We start from the raw sequence: 12,951 nt of genomic DNA on the forward strand, positions 1-12,951 counted from the left end.
ACCAATGAAAGTAAAATTAAAAGATGTACGTTTAGCATTCCCTGCATTGTTTCAAGCGAAAACAATTAATGGCGAGGGAGACCCACGTTTTAGTGCTACGTTTCTATTAGAAAAAAATAGCGCTAATGCTAAAGCCATTGAAAACGCTATTAATCAAGTCGCAAAAGACAAATGGGCTGATAAAGCGGAAGCGATACTAAAAGGTATTCGCACGCGAAACGCTGTTTGTTTGCACGATGGTGCTGAAAAAGCTGAGTACGACGGTTTCGATGGCAAGATGTATGTTTCGGCGAGTAACTCCGCAAAACCTAAAATTTTGGATAGAGACAAAACAGAGCTTATCCAAGCAGACGGTAAGCCATACGGCGGTTGCTATGTAAATGCCGTTATCGACATCTGGGCTCAAGATAATAAATACGGTAAACGTATTAATGCGTCATTAATGGGTGTTCAATTCTTCCGTGATGGCGATGCGTTTGCCGGTGGCGGTGTTGCTAGCGAAGATGATTTCGAGGACTTAGGTGTCGATGAAAACGACACTGATTTAGTGTAACTAATTAAGAGGAAATAAAAATGGATAAAACAAATATTTACGATTTTATGGGGGAGCTTGATGCGGGTATTTTTGAACAAAAGATAGCAGCGGCTCTTTCTGACGTAGCACTTGGTGTAGTTAATCATAATAAAGAGGGTAAGGTCACCCTTGAATTTAAAGTGAAGAAAATGGACAGTGATAACCCACAGGTTCAAATCTCACACAAACTCACGTACGCCAAACCAACCAAACGCGGTAAATCTTCAGAAGAAGATACAACGGCTACACCGATGTACGTACATAAAGGCGGTAAGCTCAGCGTTACACCTGAAAAAGTGGATAATGCACTATATCAACGCGATAGTGAAAACCCAACAGTTGTTTATAAAGTAAATTAATAGGAGCATTAAAAATGGAAAAAACAAGTATTCAACAAATTAAAGATTTAGCCTTATCAAGTGTTAAAGTAGAAAACAGCGATTTTCCTATCGCAATTTTACCTAACAATATGGAAATCCATTCGCTTGAAAAACATAACCTACACCGCAATCAATTCCGTGCCAGATTTGTAACAGAGAATTTTCATAGCTGCATTAATTATGCTAAACAAATGCCATCAGCAAACGCACAATGCTTTATTAACGCGGAACGTTTAGGTGCTGAGATTGTTTTCGATTTTGGTGATACAGCTAACCCATTACACGCTAAAAACCGAGCGGTTTTGGTGATGCAAAAAACAGCTGCATATCAAGCCATATGTAACTTCACAGGTGTGAAGCACAACCAAAAGGATTTTTCAGAATGGCTGGAAGACTGGAGTGAACACTTGGAGGCATACTCAGAAGACGATAAGCCAATGGGGGTTACAAAAGCAGTTCAAGCAATTCGAAAAATGACGTTAGATTATGCTCGTAATGAAGAGCACGAAGTCAGTGATTTCGCAGCGAAAAAATCAGCAATGGAAAGCGTTGAAGCAAAAAGCAAATTGGAGCTTCCTAAATACTTTGTATTCCACACTACCCCATACAATAGTTTAAACGCTCGTGATTTTGTATTGCGTTTGTCTGTATTAACAGGTGGCGATAGCCCAACACTCGTGGTTCGCTTAGCTAAAGAAGAGCAAATCAACGAAGCTATTGCACAAGAGTTTGCCGATAAATTAACAGAAGCGTTAAAAGAAACTGGTATAAAAGTTAATATTGGAAGTATTAGTATTTAAAATAGTATATGCCCTCTCGCGAGGGCTTTTTATGAAAATAAAATTAATTATTGACAATACCTTGCTAAAAATTAAGATCATAATATATCCACAAAATTATGGGAAATCATTATGAAAACTGTAAAAGCAGAACTTACCAAATTAAAAAATCATATTAAAAACGAATTTCAAGATAATCATCTTTTCCTTGAAACATTTTCTCTCAATGCGATTGAAAAAGAAATCAATGAACTATATCCACTACTCGCAAAAATTGAATTAAGTAAAAATACTCTTGAAATTATTTATACCAAGAGAACATCATTGAATTTACTTAAAAAGCTCAATAGACTTGCTAAGCAACGTGAATGGAATGATTTTATTGAACTTAGATTTATTCGTTATCTTGTTGAACTAAAAGCAATAATAAAACAAATCTATTTATTAGAAGTTAAAGGAGAATTAAGAAGCGAAGAAGAATTGAGTGCGTTATCTAGTGACCTTGAAAAAATAAAGGAAAATCTTCAACAACATACCAAGCTAGAAACTCGATTAAAACAAGATCAAGAAACCTTTGAAAGCCTAAAAAAATCACTTAAAACACTTCAAACTAACTACGAAGAAAGTGAAGAGCAAGCAGAAACAATCCAAGAATGGTTTGATGAATTACAGCCTATCTATAAAGATTTTATAGAATATGACCAAACGGCAAAACATAAATTATCCTTAATTGCAACAATGGCATCATCAGCCGAAGCTGACAAGCCTAAAATAGAAAAATACAAAAAGGAGATCGAAGAAATGATTACTCTATTTAAAAAACAAAAAGATGATATTCAAGAAATTATTGAAGATGCAAATCGAGCAAGTATGGCTGGTTCTTTTAAAAAGCAAGCCGACAATATTAACGCAAAAATGCAATGGGCGAATGGTGTTTTAATAGGTTCTCTACTACTTACTGCGGGAATCTCCTGCTGGGGATTTGAAACAAGTTTCAACCCAACGGAAAATACATTTAACTGGATACATTTTTTTGCAAAATCAGCGATATCATTACCACTTTTAGTACTTGCGTGGCTAAAAGCAAAAGAATACTCTTACCTATTCAGATTGCGTGAAGATTATGCCTACAAATATTCATCAGCAATGGCATTTGAAGGGTATAAAAAGCAAATCCAAGAACAAGATCCTGAGTTACAACACGAACTATTACAAATCGCTGTCGATAATTTAGGTTCAAAACCAACAAAAGTATTTGATAAAGAAATCAATAGCACGCCACTAGAAACTATTATTGACGGAGTAGGAAAGAGAATAGACAAGGGATTAAGTGAATTATCTAAGCGTACTGACCTCTAAAACCGTGAAACAGATCACAGAAAATAATCTATTTTCTCGGTAGAATAGAGCTTTATTTTACCAAAGGAGTTTTTTTATGAAGAAATTATTAGCAGTTGGTTTATTAAGTCTTGGATTGGTAGGATGTATAGTACCTCCTAAAGAATATCAGTTTGATAAATCTAGACAATATACTCAGTCATTTAATGAAGTGTGGACTAAGATCACAAAGTTTTATGCACTTAATAATATTGATATTAAAAGTATTGAGAAAGCTAGTGGTATCATCGTCGCGGATGTGGGTACTTTTGACCATACCATAGCCTCGTGTAAGGTGATCCCTTTTGCACTTGATGCATCCTCAGTGGGGAAATTAAATACTTTTGTTGAGAAAACACAGCCAATTACGGTTACCGTAAATGCCAAGTTTAGTAAAAAGGCTCGTATGAGTGATGGAGCGACTTACCCAGTTGAGTGTAACTCTACAGGACTTTTAGAAACACAAATTCTAGATTTTATTGGCAAGTAATACCTAAAACAAAAGCTCACAATTCAGTGAGCTTTTTTATTTGACAAACCGCTCCCTTTCGGATTATTATAACCGCACTATTTAACGCAAGCGGTTATCCGCACCCGACAGCATAGCGGTTTTTTTATGCCTAAAATTTAGCATAGTAACGATCTATGATCGGGTTTAGAGAACCTAATAAAATACCCTTTGGGGAATAAGTTCCGCCAGCTTGCGTTGGTAGTTGAAGCCCGATCACCCTACTAAAGTGATCGAATTACTAACTAAAACGCAAGGTATTAAAAAATGTCAAATTTAACTCAATTCAATTTCAAATCTAATCAAGTTCGTGTAGAAACTAAAAATAATCAACCATTATTTTGTTTAACCGATGTGGCTAATATTTTAGAAATACGTAACGCAAACCCTAGTCGTTTCAATATGAAAGAAGACGGTATACATAAAATGTATAGTGTCGATTCTCTTAATAGAAAGAATGAAATTACTTTTATTAACGAAGCAAACTTATACCGAGTAATTTTCAGATCTAACAAAAAAGAAGCTGTAGAGTTTCAAGATTGGGTATTTGAAGAAGTATTACCAACAATTAGAAAAACGGGAAACTATTCAATACAACAACCAAAATCCCATACCCAAACAAAACCGATTAATATTCCAAAAAAATTAAATGTAGGAGGGGTGATCGTTCACCCGATAAAAATTAACGGGCAAGCCTATTTTACTGCAAGAGAATTAGCTTGTGCATTTGGATATACAAAATCAGATGCAATATTACGAAAATACCGAGAGTATAAAAGGCTATTTAAAGAGGGAATGGTTCAAACAGCTCAACACTACGTTACCAATCTTGTCGGCAAACGAACGCTAACCTTAAGTTATGCCTTTAGTATTGAAGCCCTACGATTAATTGAAGCTCAAATGAACCCTAAAGCAAGAAGAAATACCTTTAGACTTGGCTTAGCAAGACTGGAAAGAGCCTTAGAAAATCCGCAACTAAATTTACCTATCCAACGACCTGATTTACCTGTGCAAATATCCCCAACGGTAATAGAAAAGCCGATAGGATTAAATCCGGGTCGTTGGTTTGTGAATGTCGACGACAATTGCAATATTACTACCCTTATGAACCTAGAAGGAAAAAGTATTGTTGAGGCAGAACTCTACGACCAACTCAAAGGCGAAACTCGAATGATGGCAAAATTAATGCAAGAGCTAGCGGAAAGAATGAAAATTGCAAGTGGCGAATGCAGTCCATCTCGCTTCGACATACCACTATTACAACCTAAAAACCTGTAGGTAAGGAGTAATTATGAAAAGGGACTGGGAATTAGTTCGTAAAATTCTGATAAAACTCGAGGAGAAAGTTGATGATTCAGACTTGGATTCTGATTGCTTTAAAAAGTATCCATCAGACGTTGTAGCGTATCACTATAAACTTTTATCCCAAGCAGGGCTAATTGAAATTATAGATAACTCAACGGTATCTGAAGAAGATTTCTCCGCCAAACAATTAACGTGGCAGGGACACGAGTTTTTAAATCAAATTCGGCACGATACTGCGTGGAATAAGATTAAAGCAACATTAAAAAATAAAGGAATAGATATTTCTTTTGAAGCGATAAAGGTAGTAAGTAAAACCTTTATTACTAGCTTGCTTTCTTAACCCAAAATTTGCAAAAACTTAACACAATCTGACCGCTTGTAGAAATATAAGCGGCGGATTGTTGCACCCAAATTTCAGGAAAAGGTGGAAAAAAATGACAATGACAACACTTATCTCAATTGAACATCAAATTTTAAATAATGAAATTGTACAAACAATAAATGCCAGAGAATTACACCAGTTTTTGGAAAGTAAACAAGATTTCTCAACGTGGATTAAAAACCGTATTAAACAATATGACTTTTCTGAAAATGTAGATTATATCCTGCTCCACAAAAAAATGGAGCAGGTTTCAGGGAGTAAATACCTAATGGAATACAATATCAGTCTAGATATGGCAAAAGAGCTTTCAATGGTTGAACGCAGTAAAAAAGGCAAACAAGCTAGACAGTATTTTATTGAGTGCGAAAAACAGGCAAAACAAAATGTAATACTTCCAAAAAATTATGCTCAAGCATTACGGGCTTACGCTGACCAAGTAGAAAAAGTAGAAGAACTTAAACATACCAAAGCTGAAATAGGTTCAAGAAGAGAGGCGACAGCAATGGCAACGGCAAGTACAGAGAAACGCCGTGCTGAAAAGCTACAAGTTGAATTAGATAAATCAAAAGAATACGCCACAGTAAAACGTATGGAAATGCTTTATCACGGACAAAAATTTAATTGGCGAGAATTAAAATCTACCTCAAACGAAATGAATTTACCGCCTATAGATGTTTTTGATGCCAATTATGGCACGGTTAAAAGTTATCACCGTGATGTATGGCAAGAAACTTACGCATTAGGTTTTTAATAAAAAGGTGGAAAAAATGGACATCTTATTAGACAGAACTAACCAAATCCTTTTTGGCATTATCTTATCTGCTTTCTTTTTATTAAGTATCACGACGAATATAGATGATGAAACGGCGAATGCCATAAATACTTGCCAACTGCAACAAGGCACTTGGCACGAAACAGGAAAAGGGGGCTATTGTGATTGACCCGAGAGATATCCTTTACACAACGCTATTTTTATTATTCATCACCCTTATTCAAAATTTAGCAGAGGCACTTTAACTATGACAACTCTTTATGCAGATTTAGAAACTTACTCCTCAACACCCATAAAAAATGGTGTTCACGCTTACGCAGAGCAAGCAGAAATCTTACTTTTTGCTTATGCGTTAGAAAGTGAAGATGTACAAGTATGGGATTGTACAGCGGAAGATATGCCAGAAGATTTAAAAGAGTATTTAGCCGACCCAACTATTACTTTATGCTTTCATAACTCGCACTTTGACCGCACTATTTTGAGTCATACTATGCCAAATGCTATAGCGGGTGGCATAGAAAGATGGTTTGATACTATGGTTCAAGCATACTGGCATAGTTTACCGGGTAGCTTGGGTGAATTAAGTGAAATTTTTAATTTGGATATAGGGGATGCAAAAGATAAAGCAGGTAAACAGCTTATTCAACTTTTTTGCAAACCAAGACCTAAAAATAGCAAGCTAAGACGAGCAACCAGAGAAACACACCCTGCGGAATGGGAACGCTTTAAACAATACGCGACACTAGATATTAAAGCAATGCGAGTGCTTCACTCAAAAATGCCGATGTGGAATGCTACGCAGGAAGAAAAGCAACTTTGGTATTTAGACCAAAAAATTAATGATAGAGGGTTTGAAGTTGATATTGAACTAACCCAATCTGCTATTAAAGCAATAGATAAGCAGAAAAAGGGGTTAGCAAAACGAACGTTAGCACTAACAGATGGTGAGGTGTCATCAACAACACAAAGGGATGCGTTACTATCCCATCTTCTATCAACTTATGGCGTAACACTTCCTGATTTAACGGCGAGTACAATTGAAAGGCGTTTATCAGACCCAGAGTTGCCAGAAGCAGTAAAAGAATTGTTATCTACGAGATTAATTGCCAACGCAACGAGTTCAAGTAAATATAAAAAATTATTAGGAGCGGTAAGCTCTGACAGTCGGTTACGAGGCACCTTGCAATTCTGTGGTGCGACACGCACAGGTCGATGGGCAGGGCGAACATTCCAACCTCAAAACTTGCCTCGCCCTACACTTAAACAACACGATATTGACTTAGGTATTGAGGCGTTAAAAAGTGATGTTGCGGAGTTGGTATATGACAGTGTTACCGAGTTAGCAAGTGCCGCACTTCGGGGCTGTATTGTTGCGCCAAAGGGCAAAAAACTTGTAGTTTCGGACTTATCCAATATCGAGGGAAGAGTGCTTGCTTGGTTAGCAGGTGAAGATTGGAAAATCCAAGCCTTTGCAGATTTTGATAGGGGGCAAGGCCACGACCTTTATAATCTCGCTTATGCAAAATCTTTCGGTATAAAGCCTGAAAAAGTCACTAAAGACCAAAGACAAATCGGAAAAGTGCAAGAACTGGGATTAGGTTATGAGGGTGGAGTAGGTGCGTTCTTAACGTTCGCGAGTGCATATCGCTTAGACTTAAATGACCTCGCTAAATCAGCAAAGATTCCGCCACACATCAGAGAAGCCTCTACTCGAGCGTGGGATTGGGCTGTTAAACAAAAACGAACATACGATTTAACAAAAGAAATTTTTATTGTATGTGACTCAATAAAACGAATGTGGCGAGAGGCACATCCAAATATATGTAGTCTTTGGAAAGGGGTAGATAATGCGGTTCGCAGTGCGATACAAAAGCCACATTCTATATATACAGTTGGACGTTTAAGAGTTCTCCGCCAGGGGGCTTGGCTAAGGATTGAGTTACCCTCCGGGAGATATTTATGTTATCCCGGGATTAAAATTGACGAACTCAATCGCATTACTTATATGGGGATAGATACTTATACGCGTAAATGGAAGCGTTTAACAACGTACTCTGGAAAACTGGTTGAAAACATAACACAAGCAACGGCTCGGGATGTAATGGCTGTCAATATGCAATTGATAGATCAATACGGCTACTCTATTATTTTAACGGTTCACGATGAAGTGATTACTGAAGCTCCAGATACTACTGAATATTCACATCAACATTTAAGCGAATTGCTTTCAACTCAACCAAAATGGGCAACAGACTTGCCACTTAATGCCGGTGGGTTTGAAGCATATCGATATAAAAAGGATTAACAATGGCATATACAACAGAAATTGAAGAACTACCTGATAATCGCGGGTGGGTTGGGCGAATAAAAAATGAAAAGAATAGAGAGATATATAAAACCTCGAATTTTTGTGCAAAAGAGCTCGCTATTACGGCATTAAATAAATTTATTCGTTATCACAATGATACTTTTGGAAAAAATATTCCAGAAGTTCCCCAAATTTCAATGTTTGGGTGATTTATGCTTCGAGAAAGAGACATTGAAAAAAATCTCGTGGATGAAGTTAAAAACCGCGGTGGGATTGCGTATAAGTTCGTTAGCCCTGGGCGAGCGAATGTTCCGGATAGAATAGTCGTACTTCCAAATAGTCGTTTGATTTTCGTTGAATGTAAAGCACCGAAGCAAAAACCACGTGCAGGGCAAATCAGAGAGATTGAACGATTGCGAGCGTTAGGTCACCGAGTTGAAATCATAGATAGTTATGAGGTAGATCATTTATGGCAAGATTAGAGTTTAAACCTCGCCCATATCAACATTTAATCATTGATTATATCATCAATAACCCCCGTTGCAGTATCTGGGCAGGGATGGGAACCGGTAAAACATCATCAACATTAACAGCGATAGATTTACTTTTTTTAAGCGGTATTATTACTCCCCCAGTACTTGTTATTGCTCCGCTCAGGGTAGCAAGCTCAACGTGGGTTGATGAAGTAGAAAAATGGCAGCACTTATCAGATATGAGAGTTGTTGCGCTTGTTGGCAAACCTCAAGAGCGTTTATTAAAGCTGCAGACTAACGCAGATATTTACACCATTAACTATGAAAACATCCCCTGGTTAGTAGAAACTTTAGGAGATGATTGGCAATTCTCTACTGTAATCGCAGATGAAAGTACTAAACTAAAAAACTACAGAGCGAGAAAAGGCGGAAAGAGAGCTAAATATCTTGCAAGAGTAGCACACAGCAAAGTTACAAGATGGGTAAATTTAACAGGCACCCCATCACCAAACGGCTTAATTGACCTATGGGGTCAGCAATGGTTCACAGATAAAGGAAAACGATTAGGCGTAACCTTTACTGGATTTAAAGATCGTTGGTTCAGGTCTATCCCCATTGGTACAACTGGATTTTTTAAAACCGAGCCATACCCCTTTGCACAAGATGAAATCCAAAACGCACTCCAAGATTGTTGCTTATCAATTCAAGCAGAAGACTATTTTGATATAAAGAAACCTATACAAACACGAATAGACGTAGATTTACCGCCAAAAGTAATGAAGCTCTACAAAGATTTTGAAAGAGAAATGTTTATCGAAATAGCGAATGAAGAAATAGAGGCGATGAGTGCTGCGGCTAAAACACAAAAGTGTTTACAACTTGCAAGTGGGGCTGTCTATACCGAAAGCGGAGAATGGATTGAAGTACACAAAGCAAAACTACAAGCATTAGAAAGTATTGTAGAAGAAGCTGCGGGTACGCCAGTTCTAGTCGCATATCACTTTAAAAGTGATTTAGCTCGATTAAAAAAACATTTTCCCCAGGGAAAAGAGTTAGACGCAAACCCAAAAACAATAAGAGATTGGAACAAAGGAAAAATCCCAATCTTATTCGCGCATCCAGCGAGTGCGGGACACGGATTAAACCTACAAGATGGTGGGAATATTCTCGCTTTCTTTTCTCACTGGTGGGATTTGGAACAGTACCAACAAATCTTGGAACGTATAGGTCCTACAAGACAAGCACAAGCAGGACATAATCGTCCTGTATTTATATATCACATTGTCGCTAAGGGAACATTAGACCAAGCAGTTATAGAAAGGCGAGATAGTAAAAAAACTGTACAAGAAATTTTATTAGAATCAATGAAACCTGAATAGGAGGTAAAAAAGCGACATATTAAGAGAGAAAGCCGTAAAGGATAGCGACACTAGTAATGCACCCACACTACTAGTGCCAGCTATGCAGGGATTTTCTGCATATAGCCATACGCCATCCCCCCGATCGGGTAGGCGGATTTTAACAGAAAATTTTGGTAATATGGAAAAAATATGCAAAAAATTAAAGAGATCCGTTGTAAAAAGTGTAGAAAACTTCTTGCGAAATATAAAAAAGTACAGTACTTAGAAATTAAATGTGTACGTTGCAAGAAAATTAATACTTTTAATTAACAGAATTGAGTGTCTGAGTATCCAGAATACCAGAGCGCCATAATTACCTGAGGAAAAATTATGGCAAAAAAGAAAATAGTAATTTGGGCATTGTTTGACAGCGGAAACGGGTGCTACTCACAAGCCGCTAAAACGTTTTCGAATATTAAAATATATCCAATTGGTATTGATATTGAAAATAAAAATAAGCATTTTATCAAGCTGAATTTAGCTGACTACTCAAGATTATTTGGAGTAAATAAGCTATTTAAAAAACTGGATAGATTACCAAAACCTGATGTTATTATCGCAAGCCCACCGTGCGAAAGTTTTAGCGTAGCAAGCGCTATGCGGGGAGGAAATGCTTGTTGGAAACAAGAAGATAAAAATGGGTCTCGCTTTGTGATTCGCAATAGAAGAGATTATGAAATACCACAGGTTCCACGAGTACACTTTCGCTACGAAAAATCATTTTTAAACAGAGTGAACGGCGAATTATGTATTTTCAATACAATTGAAATTATTAAACGTTATCAACCTAAAATTTACATTATTGAAAATCCTTATGCTAGTAGAATGTGGGACTATATTGAAAAAGTTTTGGGATTTCATATAGAGTATGACAACCCAACATACTACGGAAATTACAATTATCCAGTTAAAAAACCAACAAAATTTAAAAGTAATATTCCTCTTTCTCTTAAATATGAGAACTATTATTCAGGGGTAAAATTAAGCAATGTTTTAAAAACATACAATGCAAGGTCTAATATCCCCCTTGCTCTTATTCGAGATATTTATCGCGAAATAATAAGAGTTTTCAATTAACAAAACCACTATTTTTAAGTCACATAAGCCTTTTTTAATTAAAAAAGGCTTTTTCTTTATGAGGTAATCTATGCGTAAATTAAAAAAAATGGAAAAGGATACCAACATCCAATTAACAATTGAACAGTTTGAAATGGTAGAAAAAGTTGTTTTACAGAATAAAAGTGCGGCTCGCCTTCTTTTATTCTTCATAAAAGAAAAAGCCAAGCATTCTACCGTTAAGTTAAGCTATTCAGAAATAATGGAACGGCTTTTTATATCGTATCCACTGGTTAGAGTTGGCATACGGTTTTTACAAAATAACGGCTATTTAGAGAAGCAAGATTTTAGAACTTTAAAAGCCACCGAAAAACCCACATTTAATTTATTAAAATTTTAATTGGAGAAATCAAAAATGAAAAATAACATTGAAGATTTAAACAATCACTTGTTTGCACAACTAGAAAGACTTGGTGATGAAGATTTGACTGATGAGCAATTAAAAACAGAAATTGAGAGGACGAAAGCAATTACTGGTGTTGCAGGAAAGCTTATTGAAAGTGCTAATACTTCTTTGCAACACGCACAGATTGTTCTCGAGTATGGACAGCTTACTGAAAATGCAAAAATACCTAAATTGTTAAGTAAGTAAAAAAAAATGAAAGGGAAAAAAATTCATTATTCAAAAGCTGAGTTAATTTGGATTGAGTTAAATCAAAAAGGTAAAAGTCGTAAAGACTTAACTCTAGAATTTAACAGCAAGTTTAATCGGAAGCTATCTGTTGCTCATCTTTCCGCTCTTTGTAAGCGGAGAAACTGGAAAAATGGATTGTCTGGACAATTTGTTAAAGGTGCTGTTTCCTGGAATAAAGGAAAGAAAGGTTTAACGGGTCCAAATAGAACTTCTTTTAAAAAAGGTGAAATCCCGCCTAAGACACTTCCTGTAGGTTCAACAAGATTGTCTGTTCAAGGCTATTATGAAATTAAAATCTCAGAGCCGAATAAGTGGGCTTTAATGCACAGGGAAATTTGGACTAATCATTATGGAGAAATAGCGAACAATGAAGTAATTGTTTTTAAAGACGGTGACAAAAGCAACTGCGATATAGAAAATCTAATGAAGATTAATCGAGGGGCATTATGTATCGCTAATCGATATTTTTCAAAGTATCCAAACAAACTCAAAGAGACTGTTTATTTAATGGCTCAATTAAAATATAAATCAAGTCAAAGAGGAAAATAAAATGTTAGACATAACAAAAACTAGGTGTTGGTCAAAGGTTGATAAACAATACATTCCAATATCTAGTATAGATTTTTCGCCCCAAAAAGTAGACTTTATTATCAACAAAGAGAGCATTTGGCGAACTAGTGATGAGGTCTTATTAGAGTTTTCAACTGGGGTAGAAGATTGCAACGGCAAAGAAATTTATAAAGGGGATATTATTCGTTATCGCGATAAAATTTACTACGTTGTGTTTATTGACTGTGAATTTAGACTAACTACGGGCAAAGGTTATGATACTAATAACGCTGTTAGTTTAAATGAGGATGTAGCTTACGAATCAAAAATTATCGGTAATATCAACGAGAACCCTGAAATATTTAGATAATTCAAATCCGTGAAACAAAAAAAA

General features: G+C 36.2%; 18 protein-coding genes. All 18 read left to right on the top strand.

Annotation, left to right across the window (positions count from 1 at the left end; translation table 11 throughout):
* The first annotated feature begins 4 nt into the window (after positions 1-4).
* Positions 5-553: a DUF2815 family protein gene (locus A6B44_RS09155; protein WP_090920572.1), complete on the top strand. Its 549-nt coding sequence runs from the start codon at positions 5-7 to the stop codon at positions 551-553.
* A gap of 20 nt (positions 554-573) precedes the next feature.
* Positions 574-933 carry a YfdP family phage-associated protein gene (locus tag A6B44_RS09160; RefSeq protein WP_090920574.1) on the top strand — a complete coding sequence of 120 codons (360 nt, stop codon included), beginning with the start codon at positions 574-576 and terminating at the stop codon, positions 931-933.
* Positions 934-947: 14 nt separating this feature from the next.
* Positions 948-1,754 carry a DUF2303 family protein gene (locus tag A6B44_RS09165; protein WP_090920577.1) on the top strand — a complete coding sequence of 269 codons (807 nt, stop codon included), beginning with the start codon at positions 948-950 and terminating at the stop codon, positions 1,752-1,754.
* A 111-nt stretch (positions 1,755-1,865) separates the two neighbouring features.
* Complete coding sequence (locus A6B44_RS09170; protein ID WP_246253108.1) at positions 1,866-3,092, top strand: coiled-coil domain-containing protein; 1,227 nt, start codon at positions 1,866-1,868, stop codon at positions 3,090-3,092.
* Positions 3,093-3,168: 76 nt separating this feature from the next.
* Complete coding sequence (locus A6B44_RS09175; protein ID WP_090920580.1) at positions 3,169-3,600, top strand: hypothetical protein; 432 nt, start codon at positions 3,169-3,171, stop codon at positions 3,598-3,600.
* Positions 3,601-3,885: 285 nt separating this feature from the next.
* On the top strand, positions 3,886-4,896 hold the full coding sequence (locus tag A6B44_RS09180) for a BRO-N domain-containing protein (RefSeq protein ID WP_090920583.1): 1,011 nt from the start codon (positions 3,886-3,888) through the stop codon (positions 4,894-4,896).
* Positions 4,897-4,909: 13 nt separating this feature from the next.
* On the top strand, positions 4,910-5,263 hold the full coding sequence (locus A6B44_RS09185; protein WP_090920586.1) for a DUF2513 domain-containing protein: 354 nt from the start codon (positions 4,910-4,912) through the stop codon (positions 5,261-5,263).
* A gap of 94 nt (positions 5,264-5,357) precedes the next feature.
* Complete coding sequence (locus A6B44_RS09190) at positions 5,358-6,056, top strand: antA/AntB antirepressor family protein (RefSeq protein ID WP_218061370.1); 699 nt, start codon at positions 5,358-5,360, stop codon at positions 6,054-6,056.
* 16 nt (positions 6,057-6,072) lie between these two features.
* On the top strand, positions 6,073-6,246 hold the full coding sequence (locus tag A6B44_RS09195) for a hypothetical protein (RefSeq protein WP_176673508.1): 174 nt from the start codon (positions 6,073-6,075) through the stop codon (positions 6,244-6,246).
* Positions 6,247-6,324: 78 nt separating this feature from the next.
* On the top strand, positions 6,325-8,382 hold the full coding sequence (locus tag A6B44_RS09200; protein WP_090920589.1) for a DNA polymerase: 2,058 nt from the start codon (positions 6,325-6,327) through the stop codon (positions 8,380-8,382).
* A gap of 2 nt (positions 8,383-8,384) precedes the next feature.
* Positions 8,385-8,594, top strand: coding sequence for a hypothetical protein (locus A6B44_RS09205; RefSeq protein ID WP_090920592.1), 210 nt, complete (start codon positions 8,385-8,387; stop codon positions 8,592-8,594).
* Between the two features lie 260 nt (positions 8,595-8,854).
* Positions 8,855-10,237 (top strand): DEAD/DEAH box helicase, encoded by a 1,383-nt coding sequence (locus tag A6B44_RS09215; RefSeq protein ID WP_090920598.1) that lies wholly within the window; start codon positions 8,855-8,857, stop codon positions 10,235-10,237.
* Between the two features lie 171 nt (positions 10,238-10,408).
* A complete protein-coding gene (locus A6B44_RS10995) occupies positions 10,409-10,528 on the top strand; it encodes a Com family DNA-binding transcriptional regulator (RefSeq protein ID WP_090920601.1) in 120 nt (39 codons plus the stop codon).
* Between the two features lie 60 nt (positions 10,529-10,588).
* On the top strand, positions 10,589-11,335 hold the full coding sequence (locus tag A6B44_RS09225; RefSeq protein ID WP_176673509.1) for a DNA cytosine methyltransferase: 747 nt from the start codon (positions 10,589-10,591) through the stop codon (positions 11,333-11,335).
* Between the two features lie 70 nt (positions 11,336-11,405).
* Positions 11,406-11,714 (top strand): hypothetical protein, encoded by a 309-nt coding sequence (locus A6B44_RS09230; protein ID WP_090920605.1) that lies wholly within the window; start codon positions 11,406-11,408, stop codon positions 11,712-11,714.
* Between the two features lie 15 nt (positions 11,715-11,729).
* The gene (locus A6B44_RS09235) at positions 11,730-11,966 is read left to right on the top strand and encodes a hypothetical protein (protein ID WP_090920609.1); all 237 of its coding nucleotides are present in this window, start codon (positions 11,730-11,732) and stop codon (positions 11,964-11,966) included.
* A 6-nt stretch (positions 11,967-11,972) separates the two neighbouring features.
* Complete coding sequence (locus A6B44_RS09240; protein ID WP_090920612.1) at positions 11,973-12,557, top strand: HNH endonuclease signature motif containing protein; 585 nt, start codon at positions 11,973-11,975, stop codon at positions 12,555-12,557.
* A 1-nt stretch (position 12,558) separates the two neighbouring features.
* A complete protein-coding gene (locus A6B44_RS09245; RefSeq protein WP_090920615.1) occupies positions 12,559-12,927 on the top strand; it encodes a YopX family protein in 369 nt (122 codons plus the stop codon).
* The last annotated feature ends 24 nt before the right edge of the window (positions 12,928-12,951 follow it).

The organism is Pasteurella skyensis (genome assembly GCF_013377295.1).
Taxonomy (GTDB): Bacteria; Pseudomonadota; Gammaproteobacteria; order Enterobacterales; family Pasteurellaceae; genus Phocoenobacter; species Phocoenobacter skyensis.

What these genes read in the sequence shown, in the direction of transcription:
- A6B44_RS09190 (WP_218061370.1), top strand. Translation starts at nt 5,358, where the DNA reads ATGACAATGACAACACTTATCTCAATTGAACATCAAATTTTAAATAAT.
- A6B44_RS09175 (WP_090920580.1), top strand. Translation starts at nt 3,169, where the DNA reads ATGAAGAAATTATTAGCAGTTGGTTTATTAAGTCTTGGATTGGTAGGA.
- A6B44_RS09165 (WP_090920577.1), top strand. Translation starts at nt 948, where the DNA reads ATGGAAAAAACAAGTATTCAACAAATTAAAGATTTAGCCTTATCAAGT.
- A6B44_RS09245 (WP_090920615.1), top strand. Translation starts at nt 12,559, where the DNA reads ATGTTAGACATAACAAAAACTAGGTGTTGGTCAAAGGTTGATAAACAA.
- A6B44_RS09230 (WP_090920605.1), top strand. Translation starts at nt 11,406, where the DNA reads ATGCGTAAATTAAAAAAAATGGAAAAGGATACCAACATCCAATTAACA.
- A6B44_RS09170 (WP_246253108.1), top strand. Translation starts at nt 1,866, where the DNA reads ATGAAAACTGTAAAAGCAGAACTTACCAAATTAAAAAATCATATTAAA.
- A6B44_RS09225 (WP_176673509.1), top strand. Translation starts at nt 10,589, where the DNA reads ATGGCAAAAAAGAAAATAGTAATTTGGGCATTGTTTGACAGCGGAAAC.
- A6B44_RS09180 (WP_090920583.1), top strand. Translation starts at nt 3,886, where the DNA reads ATGTCAAATTTAACTCAATTCAATTTCAAATCTAATCAAGTTCGTGTA.
- A6B44_RS09205 (WP_090920592.1), top strand. Translation starts at nt 8,385, where the DNA reads ATGGCATATACAACAGAAATTGAAGAACTACCTGATAATCGCGGGTGG.
- A6B44_RS09185 (WP_090920586.1), top strand. Translation starts at nt 4,910, where the DNA reads ATGAAAAGGGACTGGGAATTAGTTCGTAAAATTCTGATAAAACTCGAG.
- A6B44_RS09240 (WP_090920612.1), top strand. Translation starts at nt 11,973, where the DNA reads ATGAAAGGGAAAAAAATTCATTATTCAAAAGCTGAGTTAATTTGGATT.
- A6B44_RS10995 (WP_090920601.1), top strand. Translation starts at nt 10,409, where the DNA reads ATGCAAAAAATTAAAGAGATCCGTTGTAAAAAGTGTAGAAAACTTCTT.
- A6B44_RS09160 (WP_090920574.1), top strand. Translation starts at nt 574, where the DNA reads ATGGATAAAACAAATATTTACGATTTTATGGGGGAGCTTGATGCGGGT.
- A6B44_RS09200 (WP_090920589.1), top strand. Translation starts at nt 6,325, where the DNA reads ATGACAACTCTTTATGCAGATTTAGAAACTTACTCCTCAACACCCATA.
- A6B44_RS09195 (WP_176673508.1), top strand. Translation starts at nt 6,073, where the DNA reads ATGGACATCTTATTAGACAGAACTAACCAAATCCTTTTTGGCATTATC.
- A6B44_RS09235 (WP_090920609.1), top strand. Translation starts at nt 11,730, where the DNA reads ATGAAAAATAACATTGAAGATTTAAACAATCACTTGTTTGCACAACTA.
- A6B44_RS09215 (WP_090920598.1), top strand. Translation starts at nt 8,855, where the DNA reads ATGGCAAGATTAGAGTTTAAACCTCGCCCATATCAACATTTAATCATT.
- A6B44_RS09155 (WP_090920572.1), top strand. Translation starts at nt 5, where the DNA reads ATGAAAGTAAAATTAAAAGATGTACGTTTAGCATTCCCTGCATTGTTT.